19 protein-coding genes and 2 tRNA genes are annotated in these 24,326 nt (G+C 34.3%); 18 read left to right on the top strand and 3 right to left on the bottom strand.

Annotation, left to right across the window (positions count from 1 at the left end):
- Positions 1-88: 88 nt before the first annotated feature.
- From BN863_RS13970 to BN863_RS13940, 7 genes are all read left to right on the top strand, one after another.
- Positions 89-1,159 (top strand): anhydro-N-acetylmuramic acid kinase, encoded by a 1,071-nt coding sequence (locus BN863_RS13970; RefSeq protein ID WP_038531746.1) that lies wholly within the window; start codon positions 89-91, stop codon positions 1,157-1,159.
- A gap of 149 nt (positions 1,160-1,308) precedes the next feature.
- Entirely contained in the window at positions 1,309-2,010 is a 702-nt protein-coding gene (locus BN863_RS13965; RefSeq protein ID WP_038531745.1) for a MotA/TolQ/ExbB proton channel family protein, read from the top strand.
- 1 nt (position 2,011) lies between these two features.
- Complete coding sequence (locus tag BN863_RS13960) at positions 2,012-2,407, top strand: ExbD/TolR family protein (protein WP_038531743.1); 396 nt, start codon at positions 2,012-2,014, stop codon at positions 2,405-2,407.
- Position 2,408: 1 nt separating this feature from the next.
- Positions 2,409-3,293: a hypothetical protein gene (locus BN863_RS13955; protein ID WP_038531741.1), complete on the top strand. Its 885-nt coding sequence runs from the start codon at positions 2,409-2,411 to the stop codon at positions 3,291-3,293.
- A gap of 3 nt (positions 3,294-3,296) precedes the next feature.
- Complete coding sequence (locus BN863_RS13950) at positions 3,297-4,514, top strand: bifunctional folylpolyglutamate synthase/dihydrofolate synthase (RefSeq protein WP_038531739.1); 1,218 nt, start codon at positions 3,297-3,299, stop codon at positions 4,512-4,514.
- Between the two features lie 63 nt (positions 4,515-4,577).
- Positions 4,578-4,652 (top strand) — tRNA-Val (locus BN863_RS13945).
- A gap of 68 nt (positions 4,653-4,720) precedes the next feature.
- A tRNA-Val gene (locus BN863_RS13940) sits at positions 4,721-4,795 on the top strand.
- A 70-nt stretch (positions 4,796-4,865) separates the two neighbouring features.
- On the opposite strand, the gene BN863_RS13935 is transcribed toward BN863_RS13940, so the two are convergent.
- Positions 4,866-6,149, bottom strand: a complete 1,284-nt coding sequence (locus tag BN863_RS13935) for a UDP-N-acetylmuramoyl-tripeptide--D-alanyl-D-alanine ligase (RefSeq protein ID WP_038531737.1) — start codon at positions 6,147-6,149, stop codon at positions 4,866-4,868.
- Positions 6,150-6,218: 69 nt separating this feature from the next.
- A complete protein-coding gene (gene gldJ / locus BN863_RS13930; protein ID WP_193363883.1) occupies positions 6,219-7,889 on the bottom strand; it encodes a gliding motility lipoprotein GldJ in 1,671 nt (556 codons plus the stop codon).
- A gap of 263 nt (positions 7,890-8,152) precedes the next feature.
- Here gldJ and porU point away from each other — a divergent pair, with 263 nt between their 5' ends.
- The 9 genes from porU (at position 8,153) to ctlX (ending at position 19,081) form a co-directional block, all read left to right on the top strand.
- Complete coding sequence (porU, locus tag BN863_RS13925; RefSeq protein ID WP_038533675.1) at positions 8,153-12,013, top strand: type IX secretion system sortase PorU; 3,861 nt, start codon at positions 8,153-8,155, stop codon at positions 12,011-12,013.
- A gap of 33 nt (positions 12,014-12,046) precedes the next feature.
- On the top strand, positions 12,047-12,829 hold the full coding sequence (gene porV, locus BN863_RS18920; RefSeq protein WP_262486686.1) for a type IX secretion system outer membrane channel protein PorV: 783 nt from the start codon (positions 12,047-12,049) through the stop codon (positions 12,827-12,829).
- Between the two features lie 11 nt (positions 12,830-12,840).
- Complete coding sequence (locus BN863_RS18915) at positions 12,841-13,302, top strand: PorV/PorQ family protein (protein ID WP_262486685.1); 462 nt, start codon at positions 12,841-12,843, stop codon at positions 13,300-13,302.
- A gap of 105 nt (positions 13,303-13,407) precedes the next feature.
- On the top strand, positions 13,408-13,890 hold the full coding sequence (cdd, locus tag BN863_RS13915; RefSeq protein ID WP_038531735.1) for a cytidine deaminase: 483 nt from the start codon (positions 13,408-13,410) through the stop codon (positions 13,888-13,890).
- Between the two features lie 88 nt (positions 13,891-13,978).
- Positions 13,979-14,977, top strand: a complete 999-nt coding sequence (pdhA, locus tag BN863_RS13910; RefSeq protein ID WP_038531733.1) for a pyruvate dehydrogenase (acetyl-transferring) E1 component subunit alpha — start codon at positions 13,979-13,981, stop codon at positions 14,975-14,977.
- 3 nt (positions 14,978-14,980) lie between these two features.
- The gene (locus BN863_RS13905) at positions 14,981-16,609 is read left to right on the top strand and encodes a pyruvate dehydrogenase complex dihydrolipoamide acetyltransferase (RefSeq protein ID WP_038531731.1); all 1,629 of its coding nucleotides are present in this window, start codon (positions 14,981-14,983) and stop codon (positions 16,607-16,609) included.
- 148 nt (positions 16,610-16,757) lie between these two features.
- Positions 16,758-17,438 (top strand): SDR family NAD(P)-dependent oxidoreductase, encoded by a 681-nt coding sequence (locus tag BN863_RS13900; protein WP_038531729.1) that lies wholly within the window; start codon positions 16,758-16,760, stop codon positions 17,436-17,438.
- Between the two features lie 2 nt (positions 17,439-17,440).
- Positions 17,441-18,088 (top strand): HAD family hydrolase, encoded by a 648-nt coding sequence (locus BN863_RS13895; protein WP_038531727.1) that lies wholly within the window; start codon positions 17,441-17,443, stop codon positions 18,086-18,088.
- 57 nt (positions 18,089-18,145) lie between these two features.
- Entirely contained in the window at positions 18,146-19,081 is a 936-nt protein-coding gene (ctlX, locus tag BN863_RS13890) for a citrulline utilization hydrolase CtlX (RefSeq protein WP_038531725.1), read from the top strand.
- Here the strand turns inward: ctlX and BN863_RS13885 are convergent.
- Positions 19,067-21,160, bottom strand: coding sequence for a tetratricopeptide repeat-containing sensor histidine kinase (locus BN863_RS13885; protein WP_038531723.1), 2,094 nt, complete (start codon positions 21,158-21,160; stop codon positions 19,067-19,069). The genes ctlX and BN863_RS13885 overlap by 15 nt on opposite strands.
- A gap of 489 nt (positions 21,161-21,649) precedes the next feature.
- Here BN863_RS13885 and argS point away from each other — a divergent pair, with 489 nt between their 5' ends.
- Together argS and BN863_RS13875 are read left to right on the top strand one after the other, a co-directional pair.
- Complete coding sequence (gene argS, locus BN863_RS13880; protein ID WP_038531721.1) at positions 21,650-23,428, top strand: arginine--tRNA ligase; 1,779 nt, start codon at positions 21,650-21,652, stop codon at positions 23,426-23,428.
- A gap of 24 nt (positions 23,429-23,452) precedes the next feature.
- The gene (locus tag BN863_RS13875; RefSeq protein ID WP_038531719.1) at positions 23,453-24,178 is read left to right on the top strand and encodes an ion transporter; all 726 of its coding nucleotides are present in this window, start codon (positions 23,453-23,455) and stop codon (positions 24,176-24,178) included.
- Positions 24,179-24,326: the final 148 nt, after the last annotated feature.

Raw genomic sequence — 24,326 nt, 5'->3', positions numbered from 1 at the left:
TAAATTTAATTGTTGATTTAATAAAATACCTTCTCAAATATATATTATTATTGGTGAATATGTAATTAATGTTATAAAAATTTGATATATGATAAAAAAGAGATTTAAAGTGATAGGCGTAATGTCTGGAACATCCTTAGATGGTGTCGATATTATATATGCGAGTTTTAAGTTTACCAATTCGTGGGAGTTCTCAATTCTTAAAGCTGAGACAGTCTCCTATAGCAACGATTGGTTAGATGTATTAAAACATTTAGTGAAACGGACCAAGGCAGAACTAAAAATAATCGATGCAGATTACACCGTGTATTTGGCCAATTTAATTAAAGAATTCATCAATAAACATGATATTAAAGACATTGATGCTGTCTGTTCTCATGGACATACGGCTCAGCATGATCCAGACAACGGATTCACATATCAAATTGGGAATTTGCCTAGTTTATGCGAAATAGTTGAACAAGATATAATTTGCGATTTTCGTGTTCCGGATGTTGAATTAGGTGGACAGGGTGCGCCTTTGGTGCCTATAGGAGATGCTTTGCTCTTTTCGGAATTCGATTTTTGTTTAAATTTAGGTGGGTTTGCAAATGTTTCTACAGAAATAGACGGTGAGCGCGTTGCATATGATGTTTGTCCGGTGAATATTGTTTTAAATCATTATGTGCAAACCATAGGTTTCGATTACGACGACGGAGGTAAATTGGCAACAACAGGTTTAGTGCATAACGATTTACTTCACCAATTAAATGCGTTACCATTTTACAAAGCGAATTATCCAAAATCCTTGGGCTTAGAATGGGTTGTCGAGCATATATTTCCTCTAATAGATCACTACAATTTAGATGTTCACGATATTTTAAGAACTTTTGTTGAACATATTGCCATTCAGATAGCAAAAGTTTTACCCGCTTTAGATGAAAATTCATTATTAATTACGGGTGGTGGAGCATACAATACATTTTTAATAGAACGTATAAAATCATTAAGTACATGTCGTATTAAAATTCCGGATGCGTTGGTTATAGAATATAAAGAAGCGCTTATTTTTGGATTGTTAGGCGTACTTAAATTAAAAGACGAAGTAAATTGCTTAAAGAGTGTTACTGGCGCTAGTAAAAATCATTCAACAGGTATAATTTACAGGTATTCAAAATAAAGATAAATTTAACTTTTCTAGATATTTAGTTTTCTATATTTGTTTAAATTTCATGGTTTGTCTCTTAATTATTAAAATCATAGAGTTAGATATACCTAAGTAAAGAATTAAACGTTATATAAATTATCAAGTAAACTATTTAAAAACTTATGTTAAACGCCCTTTTTCAAGACCCTACAGAAGGAGTAGAAGTACTAACAGATGCAGAACCTGTTAAAAAAACACTATCAATAATCGAGTTAATTAGCAGCGGAGGTGTTGCAGGACAATTTATTATTGGACTTCTTTTTATTTTATTAATTGTAGCGCTATACATTTATTTTGAGCGCATATTCGCCATAAAAGCGGCATCTCAAATTGATCGAAATTTTATGAATGAAATTAAAGATCATGTAAGTAATGGTAAAATAGACTCTGCGCAAACCTTATGTGCACAACAAAACACACCAGTTTCACGATTAATTGGAAAAGGAATTTCTAGAATAGGGAAACCTTTAGAAGATATCAATACTGCCATTGAAAATGCTGGTCGATTAGAAGTTTATAACTTAGAAAAAAACGTAAGTGTTTTGGCTACAATTTCTGGAGCAGCACCTATGATTGGGTTCTTAGGAACCGTAATTGGAATGATACTCTCAATTTTTGAAATTGCAAATTCAGGTGGACAAATCGATATTAAATTATTAGCAGACGGACTTTATACCGCCATGACAACTACAGTAGCTGGTTTAGTTGTAGGTATTGTGGCTTACATTACCTATAATCATTTGGTGGTAAGAACAGATAAAGTTGTGTATCAAATGGAATCTAATTCTTTAGAATTTTTAGATCACTTAAACGAGCCAATTTAATATGAATATTAGAGGACGAAATAAAGTAACACCAGAATTCAATATGTCTTCAATGACAGATATTGTGTTCTTGCTACTTATCTTTTTTATGCTGGCATCGACTCTGGTTACTACAAATGCTATAGATGTTTTACTTCCTAAAGCAAGTGGTAAAACAGAAAATAAACAAACCATAGCGGTTAGTATTAAAAAAGATTTAACGTATTATATCGATCAAAAGCGAGTGGGTGAAAGTGTTTTAGAACACGAAATTAAAAATGCTTTAGCTAATGAAGACAAACCTACCATTGTATTACGTGCAGAACAATCTGTACCTGTAGAACATGTTGTTAAGGTTATGGATATCGCGAATAGAAATAAATTTAAAGTGATTTTGGCAGTAAGACCAAATAACTAATATGAAGTATTTAGAAACAAAACATGAACGTAATTCGGCAACAATCACACTATTAATTAGTTTGATTATAGTGTTGTTAATGTTTGTTATGGGGCCTCCGTATATGGATCCACCAGAAGAATACGGCGTTGCAGTAAATTTTGGTACTACAGATTTTGGTAGTGGAAATATTCAGCCCGATGCTCCTGTTAAATCAGAACCTGTTAAGGTGAATAAAATCCCTGAAGAAGTCGTAGAACCAGAACCTGTAAAACCCGCTCCCGCTGAAGCATCTCAAGTTAAAGAAGAAGTTTTAACAGAAGATAATAGCGAGGCAGTAGCCATTAAAAAGCAAAAAGAAGCTGAAGCTAAAGCAAAGAAAGACGCAGAAAATAAGGCTAAGGCAGAAGCAGATGCTAAAGCTAAAGCAGAAGCTGAGCGTGTAGCTAAAGAAGAACGTGAAAAAGCCGAGAAGAAGCAAAAACTAGATGCCTTAATTGGAGGAGTAAGTAAATCTGAAGGTACAGGTAAGGGCAGTGAAGGTAACGATAATAAAGTAGGCGATAAAGGTCAGTTAGACGGAAATCCTTATGCTCCAAGTTATTTTGGAGGTTCAGGTTCAGGAAGCGGAGGTGTTGGTTACGGATTAAACGGTAGGGGTAAAGCCGACTTTAAAATTGTAAAACAAGACTGTAATGAATCTGGTTTGGTTGTGGTTGAAATTGAAGTTAATAAACAAGGAGAGGTTATAAAAGCTGTTCCAGGTGTAAAAGGAACAGAAAATAATAGTCCATGTTTATTAGAGCCAGCTAGAAAAATAGCCATGTCTCATCGTTGGAGACCAGATCCAAATGCACCCACAAGACAAGTCGGATTTGTTAGTATAGATTTTAGTTTAGGTCAATAAATTATGACATATCAAGAAACCGTACAATGGATGTTTTCTCAACTTCCCATGTATCAACGTCAAGGGCAAGTGGCGTTTAAAAAGGATCTTACCAATACCTTAAAATTAGCTGAACATTTAAATTATCCAGAACGGCATTTTAAAACCATTCATGTTGCGGGTACAAACGGAAAGGGCTCCACGAGTCATATGTTAGCATCCATTCTTCAAGAAGCTGGATATAAGGTTGGACTGTACACTTCGCCACATTTAAAAGATTTCCGCGAACGTATTCGTATTAACGGTGCCGAAATTTCGGAAACGTTTGTAACAGATTTTATAGCTTCTAATGAAGCGTTTTTAGCAGAACAAAAGCTTTCTTTCTTTGAAATGACTGTTGGTATGGCTTTCGATTATTTTAAAAAAGAACAAGTTGATATCGCTGTAATTGAAGTAGGGTTAGGAGGTCGATTAGATTCTACAAATATTATTACACCAGAAATTTCTGTAATCACAAATATTGGATTAGATCATACTCAGTTTCTCGGCACAACTTTAGTTGAAATTGCTTCAGAAAAAGGAGGGATTATTAAAACTAAAGTTCCTGTAGTTATCGGGGAAACACAAGCTGAAACCGAATTGGTTTTTAAAGTCCTTGCCGAAAAACATCAGTCTAAAATAGTATTTGCAGACCAAATCGTTTCAGAAACTTACCCAAGTGATTTAAAAGGGACATATCAAATAAAAAATATAAAAACAGTTATACAAACTGTTGAAGAATTAAACCATTTAGGTTATACCATAACAGCACCTCAATTAAAAACAGGTTTACTAAATGTTATGAAAAATACGGGGTTAAAAGGGCGTTGGCAAGTTTTACAAGAACAACCAAAAGTGGTTTGCGATACAGGGCATAACAAAGAGGGACTAACAGAAGTTATGAATCAGTTGAAATTAGAAACTTTTTCGGACTTACATATGGTGTTTGGTGTAGTAAATGACAAGGATATTTCCTCTATTTTACCTTTACTACCTAAAAATGCTACTTATTATTTTTGTAAACCGGATGTGCCAAGAGGAATGTCTGCAGCAGAACTACAAGAGCAATTTATAGCAAATGGATTTGTTGGAAATGTTTATAGCTCTGTAAATGAAGCGTATAAAAGCGCTTTAAAAAATGCAAAAGCTCAAGACTTCATTTATATTGGCGGTAGTACTTTTGTCGTTGCAGAAATAATTTGAAAAAAAATAAAAAAAGTTTTTGTAGTATCAAAAACAGGCTTATATTTGCACACCTAATAATTAGGGCGCATAGCTCAGTTGGTTCAGAGCACTTGGTTTACACCCAAGGGGTCGGGGGTTCGAATCCCTCTGCGCCCACAACAGCTTCTCTGTATTGAGAAGTTTTTTTATGGTTTTTAAACTATAAATAGAACATCTAATTATTAGGGCGCATAGCTCAGTTGGTTCAGAGCACTTGGTTTACACCCAAGGGGTCGGGGGTTCGAATCCCTCTGCGCCCACAAGCAAATAAAAAAGCTTCTCAATTTTGAGAAGCTTTTTTTGTTTATAGTAAATTGTTTCAATTCTACTTTATATCAAATCTAGAATGCGTTCTAGCTTCATACCTCGTGAGGCTTTTATAAGTAATGTAGATTTGGCAATATCTAAACTGCTAAAATGTATTTTAAAATCTTCAAAAGCATCAAATGCTTTTATGTGATTTGATTTAATTTCGATTGCATTAAAAAGTTTTCCAACAACATACACCTTATTAATATTTAGGGTAGAGGCTAAATCAATAATATGCTGGTGTTCGTCTGCTGCAGTTGCTCCCAGTTCAAACATATCTCCAATAATCGCAATTTTATTAGTATCTTTTAAAATATGAAAGCTTTCTAGGGCTGCTTTCATACTTGTAGGATTTGCATTGTAGGCGTCCAAAATAATTTTAGTACTTCTTTTGGTGATAATTTGTGACCGATTGTTCGTTGGCGTATAGCCTTCAATAGCTGTTTTAATTTGTTTAGCGCTAACTTTAAAATAACTCCCGATTGCAATTGCTGCCGAAATATTAGTGAAGTTATAAGATCCAATTAGTTGACTTTCTATTTTAAATCCGTTATAATTTGCAATAACAAATGGATCAGCAGATTCTAAATTAACCGTGGTTTTGTTAGCTGTAGTTTGGTCTCCAAAAGTCACACGTTTAATATGAGATGTAAGTTCTACTTGCTTTTCATCTTTCTTATTTATAAAAGCTATACCGTCTGTTAATTCTAAAAAGGTATACAGTTCCGATTTACCTTGAATAACGCCTTCTAAGCTTCCGAAACCTTCTAAATGCGCTTTTCCAAAATTAGTGATGTATCCAAAATTAGGTTTTGCTATACTGCATAAGAATTCTATTTCTTTTAAATGATTCGCACCCATCTCTACAATACCTAATTCGGTGTCTTTATGCATCGACAATAGAGTTAATGGTACACCAATATGATTGTTTAAATTACCAACAGTGGCAGTCGTTTTATAGTTCTGAGATAAGACTACATTTATAAGTTCCTTGCTAGTCGTTTTTCCGTTACTACCTGTAAGGGCTATAATAGGTATATTTAAATAATCCCGATGGAAAGCGGCTAATTGCTGTAAAGTTTCAAGAGTATTATTTACTAAAATTGTTTCCCCTTCAACCTGATATTCAGAATCATCTATAACAGCATAACTAGCTCCAGATTCTAGAGCTTTTTTAGCAAATTTATTACCGTTAAAATGTTCTCCCGTTAAAGCAAAAAACAAATCGTTTTCTTTAACCAAACGCGTATCTGTACATACTGTACTGCACTCTAAAAAGAGGGCGTGTAAATCTGATATATTCATAATATAAATGTATAAAAAAAGTCCTAACGCTAGGCTAGGACTTTTTTAAAATATAATAGAAACAGGTTTCTATTTTCTTGTTTTAGTATTTGATTTTGTTTTAGAACCTACTCTAGACATTGCACATCTAAATCCAATATAGTCTGTAGCCATATCTTGAGGGAAATAACGTCTTTGTGCTGGGTCTAACCAGTATTCTCTATCTTTCCAAGAACCACCTTTGTAAACACGAACTTCGTCGCTAATCAATGAGGTTTTGTTGTTAGATTTGTCGTACTCTCTTACAATGTTTCCTGCAGAATCTCTTGTAATTGTGTTCTTTGGAGCATGGTACATTTTAGACTTTCCAGAATCTGAATCATCAGAGTCGAAGTCTGCATAATAACGAGAAGAACGTTTATCACCATCTCTAAAGTCACGGTTATCGCTTGAAGAGAAGTTAGATCTTAAATATGTTTCTTGCTCATCAATTGGAATTTGTAGAATATCTCCAGGAAGATTTCTAGCAACCACTCTACCATTACTTAAAGTGTCGTATACAATATCATCTGTAGTTACAATTTTTACAGAACCATCTTCGTTAATTGCATTTTTAGTATAAACATTACCACGGTAATAGTTAAAGTCATTAAAATCATCATCAACTATTGGGCGATAAACATCGGCTACCCATTCAGCAACGTTTCCAGCCATATCGTAAAGACCATTGTCGTTAGGATTGTAGCTTTTTACTTGAGCAGTAATATCTGCATTATCATCAGACCATCCAGCAATTCCACCGTAATCTCCTTTTCCTTGCTTAAAGTTGGCCATTTGGTCACCTAAAGTTCTACGTTTGCTAGAACGTGTGTATTGACCATCCCAAGGATATTTTTTTCTACCTCTGTAAACGTTAAATTCTCTTAGTTCAGCAAGACCTAAAGCAGCATATTCCCATTCAGTTTCTGTAGGAAGTCTGTATTGTGGCGATAATACTCCGCTTTCGCGAGTAGCATAAACATTAGTTTCGTTACCATCGGCATCTGTTCTAACTTTTCCTGTTCTACCTTGAGTTTTAATCTCTTCGTTTCCTGAAAAAGTTTGAGAAGGTGCATTAATGTAAGCTCCTGTGCTAAAGTTAGAAGAAGCTGTAGTTTCTGTACGTATAGCGTTTTTGTCTAAGTAACCTGCTTCTGCAAGGTTATGCTCGTTAACACGGTCTGTTCTCCATTTTGCAAACTCAACAGCTTGTATCCAACTTACACCAACAACTGGATATTCTGCATATGCAGGATGACGTAAATAATTATCGGTTAGTACTTCGTTGTATCCTAAGCGATTTCTCCATACTAAAGTATCTGGTAAAGCTCCATTGTAAATAGCTCTGAAACCATCTGCAGAAGGTGGGAAAACACGTTTAATGTAATCTAAATATTCAAGGTACATGATGTTAGTAACTTCTGTCTCGTCCATGTAAAACGACTGAACATGTTGTTGCGTTGGAGCATTATTCCAATCGTGCATAACATCGTCCTGCACTTGTCCTTTGGTAAATGTTCCTCCTTCAATAAACACCAATCCTGGTGCTGTTTCTTGTTCTTTGTACTGCGTATTGTACTGGAAACCTCCATCTTTAGAGTTGATTTCCCATCCTGTGGCCTTCGAACTGTTTTTCGAAGAAGAATTTTTACAGCTAATAGCGGCTAAAGCAAGTGTTAAAACTAACAAACCCTTTACGGTTACTATATTTTTCATATCCATACTTTTAAGTAAGCAAATGTTGTATTTGGTCCCGCAATATAGCAATTTAACGGCATACTGCAAGCGATTTATATAATTTTGAGTTAAAAAAGATGTATTTCAGCGTAAATTTCATTCTTTTCATCGATGATTTCCCCGTTTTTCCTCGTTTTATCGTGTTCTTTATTAACGCTGTTATTCCTGAATTATTATTGTATTTTTGAATTGTATCATAAAATACTCAAGTATTATACTATTATTGCATGGTAAACGTTAATCAAGTAATGAAAAAAACAACCGTTTTAATACTGCTTTTCCTTTCATATATAGGGTATTCTCAGCAAAAACAATTTCAAATACAATGGGAAGGATATAATACTATTGCTTCAGGGAGTTTCTCAACTCAAGTACCGAGTTTTAATGCCGATAATTTTGCTTATAGTATTGAAGACGGATTACAGTTTGTAGCGCAATGGGAATTGAATTCAAATCTAGATGAAAATTCTGCCCGATTAGAAGATATAACCTATACTTCAATTTCTAAATCCGAATTAAAAGGACTAGATGTTACTACAATACCAAATGAATTAGAGTTTCAATTATCAAAGTCAGGAGCTAGAAATAAATCTTATGCTGTTTTAAATGTTTCTCCTATTATTAAAGACGGAGAACATACTTTTAAAAAAATTACATCTTTTAATTTAGTGTATTCTACAGCAGCTTCTGCTAGAAGTACTAGTAGAGCGAGTGTAGCTACAAATCGTATTTATAGTTCTGTATTAAAAACCGGAGAGTGGTTTAAATTTTATGTAGACACTACAGGTGTTTATAAATTGTCGAAATCTTTTTTACAAGACCTTGGTGTTAATGTTAACAATATAAATCCTAAACAGCTTAAAATATATGGAAATGGTGGGCAAATGATGGCTTATAAAAATTCTGATACGCAATATTTTGATATTACCGAGAACGCTATAAAAGTAGTAGGTGAAGCCGATGGTACTTTCGATAATGAAGATTATATATTGTTTTATGCTATAGGGCCAAATGGTTATAATGAAGAAAGTAATACGAATATAAATTGCTATGCTACTAGAACGTCCTATTTTTTAAGAGTAGATGGAGATGAAGGAAAACGAATTCAGTCGTTTACGAGTTCAGAGAACGAAACAACTTTGGTTGTCGATACGCATCAGACGTATTTATTTCATGAAAACGACGATTATAATTTAGTTCAGGTTGGTCGCCGTTGGTTTGGAGACCGATTTGATGTATCTCTTCAGAAATCTTTTGAGTTTAATATTCCCAATTTAGTAACTTCAGAGCCTGTAGCTTTTAAAACTTATGTGGCTTCAACATCAGATTCACGTTCCACTTTCGATGTGTCTGTTAATGGGGCAAGTTTAGGAACTTTAAGTATTAGTGGTGCTAGTGATCCTACTTACGCCAATGAAGCATCTTTAAATAGAAATATAGATGTTAACAGTTCAGATATAACGGTTAGTTTAACCTATAATAAGCAAGGCAATCCAAGTGCATTAGGTTATCTGGATTATATCTCGTTAGAAGCAACTCGAGATTTACGTTTTTACGGAAAACAATTTGGGTTCTATAATAATAAGGTGTCTTCTGTGTCTGGTGTTGTAGAATACCGCTTATCGGATGCTGCAAATGTATCAGAAATATGGAATGTAAGTCGTCCGTTTTCTGTATCTGCTTTCGCAAATTCTGCTTCAGAAGCTACACTGAGTTTTAAACGCCCCGCCGGAACATTAGAAACGTTTGTTGCTGTAACGCCTTCAGATTATTATACGCCAGAGAGTGATTCCGATTCTAGAGTAGATAATCAAGATTTAAAAGGTTCTGTGTTTTTAGACGAAAATGGAGAATTCCAAGATGTCGATTACATTATAGTTGCTCCTACAAGTTATTACACTCAAGCTGTTCGGTTAGCTAATATTAATAAGACACAATATGGTCTAAATGTAAAAGTCGTGACATTAACCGAATTGTATAATGAGTTTACCTCGGGAAATCAAGATATTGTTGCTATTAGAAATTTTGTAAAATATGTATACGATAACTCTAGTGCTCCAGAAAAAGCATTGAAATACTTATGCATGTTTGGCGATAGTTCCTACGATTATAAAGGACGATTAGATAATAATAAAAATTATGTACCATCTTGGCATGCGTATTCTAGTTTTAGTTTAACAAGCTCGTTTATATCTGATGATTTTTATGGCATGATGGATGAGGATGAAGGGACTATGGCTAGCTCAGATCGTTTAGATATAGCTCTAGGACGGATTTTAGCCAACGATCCGAGTCAGGCAAAAACCATGGTCGATAAAATTGAGCGCTATTACGAGGACGCTTCATATGGAAGATGGAGGAATAGTGTGGTTATGGTTTCGGATGATGTAGACGAATCATGGGAGTTTATTTTAGAAGAAACCACCAATTCAATAGCAGATAAAATTTCTGAAGAAAAACCTTTTATAAACGTTACAAAAATTCATTCTGATGCGTATGTCCAAGAATCATCTTCTGGAGGAGATCGCTATCCCGAAGTGAATGAAGCTATGGTAAATGCAATGGAAACGGGGGCTTTGGTGGTTAACTATTTTGGTCACGGTGGTGAAGATGGCTTGGCTCACGAGCGTATTTTTATGCAACCCGACGCCATAGCACTGTCTAACGAAAATAAATTGAACTGTTTTATAACGGTGACTTGTGAATTTACACGATTCGATAATCCGTTGCGAGAAACTGGAGGCGAAGTAACGTATTGGAATCCTGATGGAGGCGCTATAAGTTTACTTACTACAACGCGACAAATTTTTGTGAGTGTGGGAATTCAGTTTAATGAAATTTTAAGTGAATACCTGTTTTCTTATGGCAACGAGACTAGTTATTCAGATAATGAATACCCTTCAATGGCGGAAGCCTTACGTTTAACAAAAACGCATTCATCATCTTCCATTTCAAGTACAAGTCAAAGACACTTGGTGTTTTATATAGGGGATCCAGCCATGAAATTAGCGATTCCAGAGCCGAATATTAAACTTACAGAAATTAATGGAAAACCTGTTTCTGGAGATGTAGATACATTAGAAGCTTTAGGTAGAGTGTCTTTCTCTGGTGAAGTTGTAGATACAGCCGGAAATCTTTTAACCGATTATAATGGTTTGCTGGCATCCACAATTTACGATAAAGAAATAGACAGAACAACATTGGCTAACGATAGCGATTATGTTATGGATTTTACAACTCTTGGTGAAATAATTTTTAGAGGACAAGCATCGGTAACAGCGGGTAAATTTAATTTCGATTTTGTTGTACCTCGCGATATTGGCGTTCCAGTTGGCTACGGAAGGGTAAGTTTTTATGCGAAAACAGATAATCCGCTTCAAGATCAAACAGGAGCAAGTGTAAATATTATAAAAGTAGGAGGGATAAATGAAAATGCTGTAGAAGATAATATCGGACCAGTAGTAAATTTATATATGAATGATGAAAACTTTGTAACCGGTGGAATTACAAATGAATCTCCATCATTATTAGTGAAATTAGAAGACGAAAATGGTATTAATACAGCTAGTGGAATTGGTCATGATATTGTCGCTATTATTGATGGAGACGAAACCAATCCGTATGTTTTAAATGATTATTATCAGACAGAAGTCGATGATTATCAAAGAGGTGTGGTGACTTATCCGTTTCGAGATTTAGAACCAGGACTTCATACGTTAACCGTAAAAGCATGGGATGTATATAACAATTCTTCTGTATCTGAAATTCAATTTGTTGTGTACGATCAAGATGAAAGTTTAATCATTTCTAACGTGCTAAACTATCCAAACCCGTTTGTTAATTACACAGAATTTTGGTTTAACCACAATAGTTCTGGTGTTTTAGACGTTTCTATACAAATCTTTACTGTTTCGGGTAAATTGGTAAGAACAATAAATAGTCAGACCAATAGCAATGGAACATCATCATTATCTCGAGATATCATTTGGGATGGAAGAGATGATTTTGGAGATCGAATCGGAAAAGGAGTTTATGTGTATAAACTTAAAGTTAAGTCTGTTGCGTTAAATAAAACAGTCGAAAAAATAGAGAAACTTGTTATCCTGTAATAAACATATATATTTGTAAAATAACTTAATTAGATGAAAACAAAATTTTTACCAATTCTTTTAGTCCTGCTAGGAGTTAATGCATACGCACAAGATCCAACAGTCGTAATTCCGAATCCTCAAGATTCACGGGTTATTACTACAGGTGTACCTTTCTTATTAATAGCTTCAGATGCAAGAGCAGGGTCTTTAGGAGATATGGGAGTTGCAACTTCTGTAGATGGGTTTTCACAACAATGGAATCCAGCAAAATATGCGTTTTCAGAAGCTAAATCTGGTGTCTCATTAAGTTATACGCCTTACTTAAGTAAGTTAGTAAACGATATTTTTCTAGGAAGTTTTTCTTATTATAATCGGTTAAACGAGAGAAGTGCTTTTGCAGCAAGTTTTAGATATTTTTCTTTAGGAGATATAGAGTTTACCCAAGATGAATTTTCTAGTCCATTAGTTCAGCGTCCTAACGAATTTGCTTTAGATGCTTCGTATGCATTAAGACTAAGTGATCAGTTTTCTATGTCTGTGGCTATGCGTTATTTACGTTCAGATTTAAAACTGAATTATAATGATACAGATGCCGAAGCAGCAGGAACATTTGGTGTAGATATTTCGGGATACTACCAAAGTGAAGAAGAAGCGTATAACGATTTTAATGGTCGATGGAGAGGTGGATTTGCCCATTCAAAAATATTGGTCCTAAATTTAAATATGATGAAGGTTGGTATAGAAAACTTTCAACCCAACAACGTTACGTTTAGGAGGAGGATTCGATTTTTATTCTTGATCAATACAATACAGTATCAATTACTGGAGAAGTAACTAAATTATTAGTGCCAACACCTCCAATTTTAGGAACAGAATATAATTATACCGATGAAAATGGTAATGGTGTATACGACGAAGATATAGATACATTAGGCGAACAATTATCTACAACTAATGGTATCATATATCAAGGGCAAGATAATGATGTCGGTTTCATGAAAGGTATGTTCCAGTCGTTTGGTGATGCACCAGGTGGTTTTAGTGAAGAAATGCAAGAATGGACTTGGGCTTTAGGTGCAGAATATATGTATCAAGATTCTTTTGGGTTCAGAATGGGATATTTCCACGAAGCTGAAGAAAAAGGAGCAAGACAATTTTTTGCTTTAGGAGCTGGATTTAAATACAATGTTATTAATATCGATTTATCATATTTATTTTCAACTTCAAAAGTTGCAAGCCCTTTAGAAAATACATTGCGTTTTTCTTTAACGTTTAATTTAGGAGCAGGGACTTATACAGAATACTAAAGTAATTTTTAAATTAAAAGATTAACAAAAAACTATTGCATCACGCAATAGTTTTTTGTTTTAAATAGTTTTATATCTTTAGATAGAAGAACTTAATACGTTTTCATGAAAACAATAAAAAAAGAAGCCTACTTTGAGGTTTACGAAAATATAGAAGAATTGCCAACTGCCGTTTCAGATTTAATGGCACAAGCCGCGAAAGCACGATTACGAGCCTATGCCCCGTATTCTAATTTTTTAGTAGGAGCAGCCATTTTATTAGACAATGGCGAAGTTATTACAGGTAACAATCAGGAGAATGCCTCTTATCCATCTGGGTTATGCGCAGAACGGACAGCAATCTATTATGCAGGTTCGCAATTTCCAGATGCTAAAATCGTACAGATGGCTTTAATAGCGGGATCAGAAAACCATAAAACAACTACGCCAATTCCGCCTTGCGGAGCATGCAGACAAGCTATTGCCGAATATGAAATAAAACAGAGTGCACCAATAGATATTTACTTTATGGGAGAGTCTGGAGAGGTAATGCGTTCTCAGTCATTATCAAATTTGCTACCTTTAGTCTTTGAAAAATCAGTTTTATAAATTTTTTATGTAATTTTTACGGGATTCAGTTTTTTGGTTAACCACGAATGTGTTACTTTTGTTTCTCGTTTTTAAATTAACGCTACTCATGCAAAAAATCACAAAGGAAACATACATTAAATGGTATGAAGACATGTTGTTTTGGAGAAAGTTTGAAGATAAACTAGCTGCAGTATACATTCAACAAAAAGTAAGAGGATTTCTACATTTATACAACGGACAAGAAGCCGTATTAGCAGGTGCTTTACATGCTATGGACTTGTCTAAGGATAAAATGATAACCGCGTATCGTAACCACGTACAGCCAATTGGTATGGGTGTGGACCCGAAGCGTGTTATGGCAGAATTATTTGGAAAAGCAACAGGTACATCTCAAGGTTTGGGAGGTTCTATGCATATCTTTTCTAAAGAGCACCGTTTTTATGGTGGTCATGGTATCGTAGGAGGACAAATTCCTTTAGGAGCAGGTATTGCATTTGGTGATAAATATCACGGTAGTGATGCTGTAACATTGTGTTGTTTTGGTGATGGTGCTGCTCGTCAAGGGTCACTTCACGAAACATTCAACTTAGCAATGTTATGGAATTTACCAGTTGTTTTTGTTTGTGAAAACAATGGTTATGCCATGGGAACATCTGTTAAACGTACAGCTTCTCACGAAGATATTTATAAATTAGGTTTAGGATACGAAATGCCTTGTGCTCCTGTAGATGGAATGAACCCTATAAAAGTAGCTGAAGCCTTTGATGAAGCTATTCAAAGAGCTCGTAAAGGAGGTGGACCAACATTCTTAGAATTAAAAACATACAGATATAGAGGACACTCAATGAGTGATGCTCAACATTATCGTACGAAAGCAGAAGTAGAAGAATACAAGAAAATAGATCCTATTTCTCAAGTAAAAGACGTTATTCTTTCTAAAAAATACGCAACTGAAGCAGATCTTAAAAAGATTGATGCAGATGTTAAAAAACGTGTTCTTGAATGCGAAAAATTTGCAGACGAATCACCATACCCAGACAAAAGCGTAATGTACGATGTAGTCTACGAACAAGAAGATTATCCATTTTTACAACATAAACTATAAGCTATGGCTGAAATTATTAACATGCCTCGTTTAAGCGATACCATGGAAGAAGGTACCGTTGCAGCGTGGTTGAAAAAAGTTGGAGACAAAGTAACTGAAGGAGACATCCTTGCTGAAATCGAAACCGATAAAGCAACTATGGAATTCGAATCTTTTCATGAAGGAACTTTACTACATATTGGTGTTCAAGAAGGAGAGACTACTAAAGTAGACGAATTACTAGCTATTATTGGTGATGAAGGTGAAGATATATCTGCTCTAGTTAGTGGAGGTGCTGCACCTGCGGCTCCTGCAGAAGAAGCTAAAGCAGAAGCAACTGAAGAAGCAGCTCCAGTTGAGTCAGCGGCAAGTGCTGAACTTCCAGAAGGTGTTGTCGTGGTTACTATGCCACGTTTAAGTGATACCATGGAAGAAGGAACTGTTGCAACTTGGTTGAAAAAAGAAGGTGATACTATAGAAGAAGGAGATATCCTTGCAGAAATAGAGACGGATAAAGCCACAATGGAATTCGAATCTTTTAATGCAGGTACTTTATTACATATTGGATTACAAGAAGGTGAATCTGCTAAAGTAGATTCTTTATTAGCAATTATTGGCCCTGCAGGAACAGATGTTTCTGGAGTAGCTAGTAATTTTGGTGTTGCACCTGCTGCTGCTCCTGCAAAAGCAGAAGCTCCTAAGCAAGCTGCACCAAAGGCAGAGGCTCCAAAAGCCGCTCCAGCTCCTAAAGATGCTGCTCCTGCAGCAACGCCTAAAGTGTCTAACGATGGTGGTCGTTTATTCGTATCGCCATTAGCGAAGAAAATTGCAGACGAAAAAGGATACAACATTGCAGATATACCAGGTTCTGGAGAAAGTGGACGTATCATTAAACGTGATGTTGAAAACTTTACACCTAAAGCTGCTGCACCTGCTGCCGCTGCCGGAGCTAGTTTTGCTTCAGCATCTGAAGAGAGTTTTGAAGAAATTAAAAACTCTAACATGCGTAAAGCGATTGCTAAAAACTTAGCGAAATCTAAATTTTCTGCACCTCACTATTACTTAAATGTGGAGTTTGATATGGATAACGCCATTGCTTTCCGTAAGGAAGTAAATGCTGTTCCAGATACTAAAATTTCTTTTAACGATATCGTAGTTAAAGCTTGTGCAATGGCTTTAAAAGAACATCCTCAAGTAAATTCTCAATGGTTTGACGACAAGATGAGATTAAACAACCACGTACACATTGGTGTAGCGGTTGCTGTTGAAGATGGTCTTCTTGTACCAGTTGTTAAATTTGCAGATCAACGCAAATTAACGCAAATTGGTGCTGCTGTTAAAGAATATGCTATCAAAGCTAAAACTAAGAAGTTATCTTTAGAAGAAATGGAAGGTAGTACATTTACTATCTCTAACTTAGGTATGTTCGGTATAGATTCATTTACATCTATTATCAACCAACCTAACTCAGCAATTCTTTCTGTTGGAGCAATTGTTCAAAAACCAGTTGTAAAAGATGGAGCTATTGTAGTAGGTAATACTATGAAGCTTTGTTTAGCTGCCGATCACAGAACGATTGATGGTGCTACTGGAGCTCAATTCCTTCAAACATTAAAAGGATATATTGAAAACCCAATTTCGATGTTATTATAATCGGAATTAAAACATATTTGAAAAAAGCCATCCTTGTGATGGCTTTTTTTATGCGATTAATTTTCTTTTAAAACTGCTGTCCGTTTCATTAGGGACAAGTATATTTGTTATAGATATTATTTTGAATATTTAACCCGCATATTACATTATGAAAAACGTTATTATAACAGGAACAAGTCGTGGTATTGGTTTAGAACTTGTAAAGTTTTTTGCTGAAGCAGGACATCGCGTATTGGCTTTATCTAGGAATGACAAACCGGTTACCGATTTAAAGTTGAAACATGTAACAACGTTTTGTTTCGATTTAGAACATGATGCTGATTTTGATAAAGTAGAAACTTACATAAAATCAAATTGGGAACAAGTCGATATTTTAATCCATAATGCAGGAGCTTTGGTTAGCAAACCATTTTCAGAATTAACAAAATCCGACTTCCAAACAGTGTATAATGCTAATGTTTTTGGAGTAGCTCAGTTAACACAAACCGTACTTCCGTTTATGGTTAAAGGTAGCCATATGGTTACCGTTAGTTCTATGGGCGGCATTCAAGGCAGTATGAAATTCCCTGGCTTAGCAGCTTACAGCTCTAGTAAAGGTGCCGTAATTACGTTGTCAGAAGTATTAGCAGAAGAATATAAAGATTCCGGAATTGCATTTAATGTATTGGCTTTAGGTGCCGTGCAAACAGAAATGTTAGAGGAAGCATTTCCAGGCTATATCGCACCAACAACAGCAGAAGGTATGGCGAGTTATATTTTCAATTTTTCATTAACAGGTCAGGCCTTCTATAATGGGAAAGTCTTACAAGTGTCCTCTACAACACCATAATTATGAGTAAGTATAAATGTGTCATTTTCGATTGCGATGGTGTATTAGTGGATAGTGAAGCCCTAAGTAATGGAGTGTTGTCTGATTTAGCCAATCAATATGGTGCAAATTTAGATTTAAACGCCGCAATTAAATTATTTAAAGGCTGTTCTATGAATACGTGTATCGAAAAAATAGAAACTTTAATTAATAAGCCTTTACCTGAAGATTTCGAGGCTCAATATAGAACGTTAAGTATGGAAGCTTTTAAAGCCCATATAAAACCTATAGAAGGTATTAAAGAGGTTCTCGATCAATTAGAGTTACCCTTTTGTGTGGCATCGAGCGCACTTGAAGCTAAAATGAGGCTGAATTTAGGATTAACAGGATTACTCGATAGGTTTGAGGGACGTTTATTTAGTTGTTATACGATTCAGAAATGGAAACCAGACCCAGCGATATTTTTATGGGCAGCAGAATCTATGGGGTTTAAACCAGAAGAATGTGTGGTTATAGAAGATAGTTATTCGGGAGTTACAGCGGCAAAAGCAGGCGGATTTGATGTGTTTGGTTACACTGCAGACGATATCCATAATCAGTTAAAAGGCTATCCAACTTTAGAATTCAATCATATGAACCAATTATTAGATTTAATTCAAAACGCAAAATAAAATACTTAACTTTTTATATTCAAAATAGACTAATTTTACACCAAATTCTCTTTATTCATGCAACACACTACAAATACCATTTTAATGGTTCGTCCTTTACATTTTAGGATGAATGAACAAACAGCTGTTAATAATTATTACCAAACAGCTATGAAAGGTGTATTACCCGAAACGGTAAATGCAAGAGCACAACAAGAGTTCGATAATTTTGTAGAAAAATTAAGAGCAATAGATGTTGAGGTTATTGTTATTCATGATACTGAAGAAAATGATACGCCAGATTCTGTTTTCCCGAATAACTGGATTTCTTTTCATGAAAACGGAACGGTGGGCTTATATCCAATGTTTGCAGAAAATAGACGTTTAGAACGTCGAGAAGATGTTTTCGATGTCTTAGAAGAAAAAGGTTTTGTAATTAACGATGTGCTTGATTATACAAGTGCCGAAGAAGAGGGACTGTTTCTAGAAGGTACAGGAAGTTTATTGTTAGATCGTGTAAACGGAAAAGCCTATTGCGCATTATCTGCTAGAGCCGATGAAGATTTATTTATAGAATTTTGTGAAGATTTCGACTATTTTCCAGTAATTTTTACAGCGTATCAAACTGTAGACAATGAGAGAAAACCAATCTATCACACTAATGTCATGATGTGTCTTGCAGAAACGTTTTCTGTTATTTGTTTAGAGAGCATAGATGATAAGAAAGAGCGTAAGCAAGTGTTACAACATTTAAAGGAAAGCGGAAAAGAAGTAATAACAATTACAGAATCTCAAGTAGAACATTTTGCAGGAAATATGCTACAAGTCCAAGGCGAACAAGGCGAATTGTGCATGGTTATGAGTAGCTCTGCATATCATTCTTTAACAGAATCTCAAATTGCTAAAATCACTAAACATTGTAAAATTGTACACAGTTCTTTAGATACTATTGAGGCTTGTGGAGGGGGAAGCGCCCGTTGTATGATGGCTGAGGTGTTTTTACCCAAGGCTTAATTCTGGAGCAACAACTTTCTTTTCTTTAGGTAATTCAATATAAAATGTACTACCTGCATTTTCTACACTTTCTACCCAGATTTTACCGTGGTTTAAATCGACTAATTCCTTACAGATAGAAAGGCCTAAACCGGTTCCTTTTTCATTTTTTGTACCTTTGGTTGTAAAGGTGTTTCCGTGAAATAATTTTTTAATATTTTCTTTAGAGATTCCTACACCCGTATCTTCTATACTAATTATTGTATTGCCATTATTTATATGATTCGAAATGGTAATACTATCTCCAGGTTTACTAAACTTAACCGCGTTAGTAAGTAGATTCTGAATTATAATTTCGACCATACTGTAATCGGCATAAACAAAATCACGAAGTGTATTATCTATCAATTCAATCTGCTTGTCAATAAGCTTATGTTCTACTAATTTAATTTTATCGAGTACCACTTCTCGAATATCAAATAGGCTGGCATTAGGTTCTAGAGACTCCATTTGAGACTTCGACCAGTTCAATAAATTAAAGAGTAAAAGTGTTGCGCTGTTAGCGTTTTCACTTAATTCTGGAATTAAGCGGTCAAATTCTTGACGGGTTAACGAGCCATCTTTTAATAAATCTATAAATCCGTTAATAGAGGTTAACGAATCTTTTAAATCGTGAGATACAATAGAAAAGAGTCTGTCTTTTACGTGATTTATATGTTCTAAATGCGCTGTTTGTTCTAAAATAGCTTCGTTCTGAAGTTCAATTTTTTTAGTTTTAGCTTCAAGTTCATAAGTGTATTTTATGCGTTTGTCTCGGTTTAAATACACAACAACTAGAAATGTAGATAAAATGGCAAAACCCGCAAGAAGGATGTAATTTATAATTTGAAGTTTATCTATTCTATCTTGATTGTCGTTAAACATAACAACATCTGTTTTAGAAGCTCGATTCATGTTTTCATTAGAAATTTCCTGTATAGTATCGAAATTTTCTAATATTTGAATTTGATTTTGATTTGTCGCGAATTGTAATTCTGCACGTTGTAGACTGTCTCTAAGGGTATGAAATTTATTCTGCCACATAAAAGCACGTTGGTAGTCTCTTTGGGTAGAATCTATAGATTTTAAAAGCCTATAGTTTTTAAGTTCTTCGGTTTTATTCTCATAGCGTTTTAAAAGTGAAAACGCCTCCAATAATTGTTTCTCTGCTAATTTAGATTTACTTTTTTTAAAATTAAGCTCACCGCTAGTATTTAAAGTTTCTATTAATTCTGGAATGTTATTTAATTCCCTATTTAGTTTAATACCTTCAGAAAGGTAAGCACCTGCTTTATCAAATTCTCTAAATTGTAAGTATTCGAATCCTAATTTTGGTAGAATGACAGAACGTAATGAATCTGTATCCGTATGATTAAATAATAAAATACGTTCGTAATAATCTATTGCTTTTCGGTGTTCTTTTTCAACAGAATATAATGCAGCTAAGTTTTTGTTAACTTCAATAATTGCATTTTTATCAGCTTGAAGCTCTTCGATTTTTAAGCGTTTAAGGTTGTATTCAATAGCTTTGTCGTATATTTTTTTATCAGAATATGCTTTTGCTAAACCTTGATATGTTTCTTTAAGTTCGGTTTCTAGATTTCTTTTCTCTAACTCTTGAATTGCAGATAATGTATGTGCAAAACCTTGTTTATAGTAACCGCGTGAAATTTCAATTAAACCGACTTGGTTATTAACTCGGGCAATGGCTAGAGTGTCTTGTAAGGATTTAAATAGAATTTTTGCTTCAGAAAAATGATTTATCGCATTTATATAATCTTCTTTCTTATTGTAAATCAGTGCTTTTAAGTAAGCTGTCTGACTTTGGCCAGGAGTGTAATTTAATTTTGAAGCTAATTTATCTGCCTCGAGAACATATTTTAAAGCGAGATTGTATTCTTTATGGTTGTATAATTCTTTTACAAGTTTTATAGACGTTTTAATTTTAGAAGTATCTGTCTTCTGGAAGGCCAACTCTACAGTCAGGCTATCTATATTCTTGGTTTGGGCAAATCCAAGCGTTACAGTTAAAAGAATAATTAGTGTAATTATCTTTCTCATACAGGTACAGTCGTCTTCATATTATATGATAAGTTTACGCTACATAATAGCCCATATAATAGGAAACACGTATTTAGGTTTGTTAGTTAAATCTCCCCCCTCACAAAGAAGACTTGTTAAATTAATAGCATTATAATATCAAAGTTATTAAATGTCTTTTGTTAATCTAATTTAAGCGCCTTAATGCTAAATTATTAGTTAAGATGTTGACACGGTTGTCGAAAGTAGTTGGCGTTCTCGATGAATGACCAAAAACATAGAAAAACGACACTTTAATAATTTTAATGTTTGATTCTTGTTTTTTGAAGATTTAGACGGTACTAAGTAGATAAATTGTAATCTTTTGAAAGACATTTCTACAATTTAATTTGTGTTTAGTTTCATGAATTAAGACTAAGCAGTTTAATTTTAATACGCTTTCCCTTTTGCATTATTTCCTATTAATCTGATAAAAATAGTATCTTTGGCCTCTTAATAAAATCAATTGTAATGAGTATACAAGAGTCGTTAACGCAACACGTTAAACAAGCCGTAAAATCTATATATAATGCCGAATTAGAAGCTGTAGAGTTTCAGTCTACTCGCAAAGAGTTTGAAGGTGATATTACAGTCGTTGTTTTTCCAATGTTACGCGTTGTAAAAGGTAATCCAGTTCAAATAGGTGAAGCTATTGGAGCATATTTACTTAAAGAAGTTGAAGCTGTTACAGGCTACAATGTGGTTAAAGGATTCCTTAATATTGTAATTGCCGATACTTATTATCAAAATTGGTTTAATAGTATAAAATCTGATGATACTTTTGGATATGTTACACCAAGTGAGGATGATAAAGCTATTATGGTGGAATATTCTTCGCCTAACACAAATAAACCATTGCACCTAGGGCACATTAGAAATAATTTATTAGGATATAGTGTAGCCGAAATTTTAAAGGCATCTGGTAAAAACGTCTATAAAACTCAAATTATAAACGACCGTGGTATTCATATTTGTAAAAGTATGCTAGCTTGGAAACGTTTTGGTGATGGTGAAACGCCAGAGAGTACAGGATTAAAAGGTGATAAGTTGGTTGGAAATTATTACGTAAAATTCGACCAAGAATATAAAAAAGAGATTGAAGCATTAAAAGCAGAAGGACTTTCTGAAGATGATGCTAAAAAACAAGCACCTATTTTATTAGCAGCACAAGACATGTTGTTAAAGTGGGAGGCCGGAGACGAAGACGTTGTATCGCTTTGGAAAACCATGAACCAATGGGTTTACGATGGTTTTGAGGTGTCTTATAAAAATTTAGGTGTAGATTTCGATTGTTATTATTACGAAAGTGATACGTATTTATTAGGAAAGGAGTTTGTTGCAGAAGGTTTAAAAACGGGTGTATTCTTTAAAAAGGAAGATGGTTCTGTATGGTGCGATTTAACGGATGAAGGTTTAGACGAGAAAATCGTATTACGTTCAGACGGAACTGCGGTTTACATGACACAGGATATTGGTACCGCTATTCAGCGTATAAAAGATTATCCAAATGTTGGCGGACTAGTTTATACGGTAGGTAACGAGCAAGATTATCATTTTAAAGTCTTGTTTTTAATCTTACAGAAATTAGGTTTCGAATGGTCTAAAAATTTATTCCACTTAAGTTATGGGATGGTAGATTTACCAAGCGGAAAAATGAAAAGTAGAGAAGGAACTGTTGTAGATGCCGACGATTTAATTTCTGAAATGGCAGAAACAGCAGGCGAAATTTCTGAAGATTTAGGGAAATTGGATGGGTATTCTCAAGATGAAAAAAATATACTATATAGCACCATTGGTCTAGGTGCATTAAAATATTACATCTTAAAAGTAGATCCTAAGAAACGTATTTTATTTGATCCTAAAGAATCTATCGATTTTCAAGGAAATACAGGGCCGTTTATTCAGTACACTTATGCTAGAATTCAGTCTATCATTAGAAAAGCAGATTTCGATTATACCGTTGAAACGCCTAAAATAGAATTACACGAGAAAGAAAAATCGCTATTAAAACAATTGCAACTGTTCCCAGAAACCATTCAATTGGCGGCGGTTCAATACAGTCCAGCAATTATTGCGAATTATACTTACGATTTGGTTAAGGAATTTAATTCATTTTACCAAAATGTATCTATTCTAGGAGCAGACGATTTAAATGAAAAAATATTTAGAGTACAGTTAGCACAAGCAGTATCTACAACTATAAAAAATGCATTTAGTTTATTAGGAATTCAAGTTCCTGAGCGTATGTAATTTTAAAGAAAATAAAAGTAAAATATGAAAGAGGAATTAAGGCTACTAGTAGAAGATAACACCACTAAAAAAGGAAAGTTATTCGATTATATTATACAGGCCTTAATTTTACTTTCTTTAATAGCTTTTTCTATTGAAACATTGCCTAATATTTCAATAGAAACTATAAAGTATCTAGACTATTTTGAAACGTTTTGCGTAATTATATTTTCAATAGAATATCTAATACGTGTTTATGTTGCCAAAAAGCCATTCAAGTATATCTTCAGTTTTTATGGCATTATCGATTTACTAGCCATTTTACCATTCTACTTAAAAGGAACTTTAGATTTTAGAGCATTACGGGCATTCCGCGTGTTTAGAATATTTAGAGCTTTAAAATTGATTAGATACAATAAAGCATTGCACCGATTTCATTTAGCAGCAAAGATTGTAAGAGAAGAAATTGTACTGTTCTTAATAGTGACAGCTATATTTGTATTTCTTGCTTCTGCAGGTATATATTACTTTGAGAACGAAGCGCAACCCGAAGTTTTTGCGTCTATATTTCACAGTGCATGGTGGGCAGTAGTTACGCTAACAACGGTAGGTTATGGAGATGTTTATCCCATTACGGCAGGAGGGAAAATTTTCACCTTTTGTATTTTGATAATAGGTGTGGGGATTGTAACTATACCAGCAGGATTAGTCGCGACATCATTGTCTAAAGCTCGTGAAATTGAAGAGAAAGAAAAGGAATCTATGGAATAAGCCAGAATTATACGAAAAGATTTTTCTTTAATTCTAAAACTGTTTTTAGTTGATTTAAAGACCTTCAAGAAAGAAATTTAAGAGACTTTAAACTGACTTATAATCTTAATTAACCATATCATTAAAGCAGGAGAATCCGCTTTAAAAT

This window comes from Formosa agariphila KMM 3901 (assembly GCF_000723205.1).
In the GTDB taxonomy this organism is placed as follows: Bacteria; Bacteroidota; Bacteroidia; order Flavobacteriales; family Flavobacteriaceae; genus Formosa; species Formosa agariphila.
Note: the sequence above shows the minus strand (reverse complement) of the source record. Positions and strands in the feature narration are given on the sequence as shown.

Bases quoted from the DNA above. Each gene is read 5' to 3' on its own strand.
- gldJ (WP_193363883.1), bottom strand. From the start codon at position 7,889: ATGGATATGAAAAATATAGTAACCGTAAAGGGTTTGTTAGTTTTAACA.
- BN863_RS13960 (WP_038531743.1), top strand. From the start codon at position 2,012: ATGAATATTAGAGGACGAAATAAAGTAACACCAGAATTCAATATGTCT.
- porU (WP_038533675.1), top strand. From the start codon at position 8,153: ATGAAAAAAACAACCGTTTTAATACTGCTTTTCCTTTCATATATAGGG.
- BN863_RS13950 (WP_038531739.1), top strand. From the start codon at position 3,297: ATGACATATCAAGAAACCGTACAATGGATGTTTTCTCAACTTCCCATG.
- BN863_RS13895 (WP_038531727.1), top strand. From the start codon at position 17,441: ATGAGTAAGTATAAATGTGTCATTTTCGATTGCGATGGTGTATTAGTG.
- BN863_RS13900 (WP_038531729.1), top strand. From the start codon at position 16,758: ATGAAAAACGTTATTATAACAGGAACAAGTCGTGGTATTGGTTTAGAA.
- BN863_RS13875 (WP_038531719.1), top strand. From the start codon at position 23,453: ATGAAAGAGGAATTAAGGCTACTAGTAGAAGATAACACCACTAAAAAA.
- cdd (WP_038531735.1), top strand. From the start codon at position 13,408: ATGAAAACAATAAAAAAAGAAGCCTACTTTGAGGTTTACGAAAATATA.
- argS (WP_038531721.1), top strand. From the start codon at position 21,650: ATGAGTATACAAGAGTCGTTAACGCAACACGTTAAACAAGCCGTAAAA.
- BN863_RS13970 (WP_038531746.1), top strand. From the start codon at position 89: ATGATAAAAAAGAGATTTAAAGTGATAGGCGTAATGTCTGGAACATCC.
- BN863_RS13955 (WP_038531741.1), top strand. From the start codon at position 2,409: ATGAAGTATTTAGAAACAAAACATGAACGTAATTCGGCAACAATCACA.
- ctlX (WP_038531725.1), top strand. From the start codon at position 18,146: ATGCAACACACTACAAATACCATTTTAATGGTTCGTCCTTTACATTTT.
- BN863_RS13935 (WP_038531737.1), bottom strand. From the start codon at position 6,149: ATGAATATATCAGATTTACACGCCCTCTTTTTAGAGTGCAGTACAGTA.
- BN863_RS13885 (WP_038531723.1), bottom strand. From the start codon at position 21,160: ATGAGAAAGATAATTACACTAATTATTCTTTTAACTGTAACGCTTGGA.
- BN863_RS13965 (WP_038531745.1), top strand. From the start codon at position 1,309: ATGTTAAACGCCCTTTTTCAAGACCCTACAGAAGGAGTAGAAGTACTA.
- pdhA (WP_038531733.1), top strand. From the start codon at position 13,979: ATGCAAAAAATCACAAAGGAAACATACATTAAATGGTATGAAGACATG.
- porV (WP_262486686.1), top strand. From the start codon at position 12,047: ATGAAAACAAAATTTTTACCAATTCTTTTAGTCCTGCTAGGAGTTAAT.
- BN863_RS13905 (WP_038531731.1), top strand. From the start codon at position 14,981: ATGGCTGAAATTATTAACATGCCTCGTTTAAGCGATACCATGGAAGAA.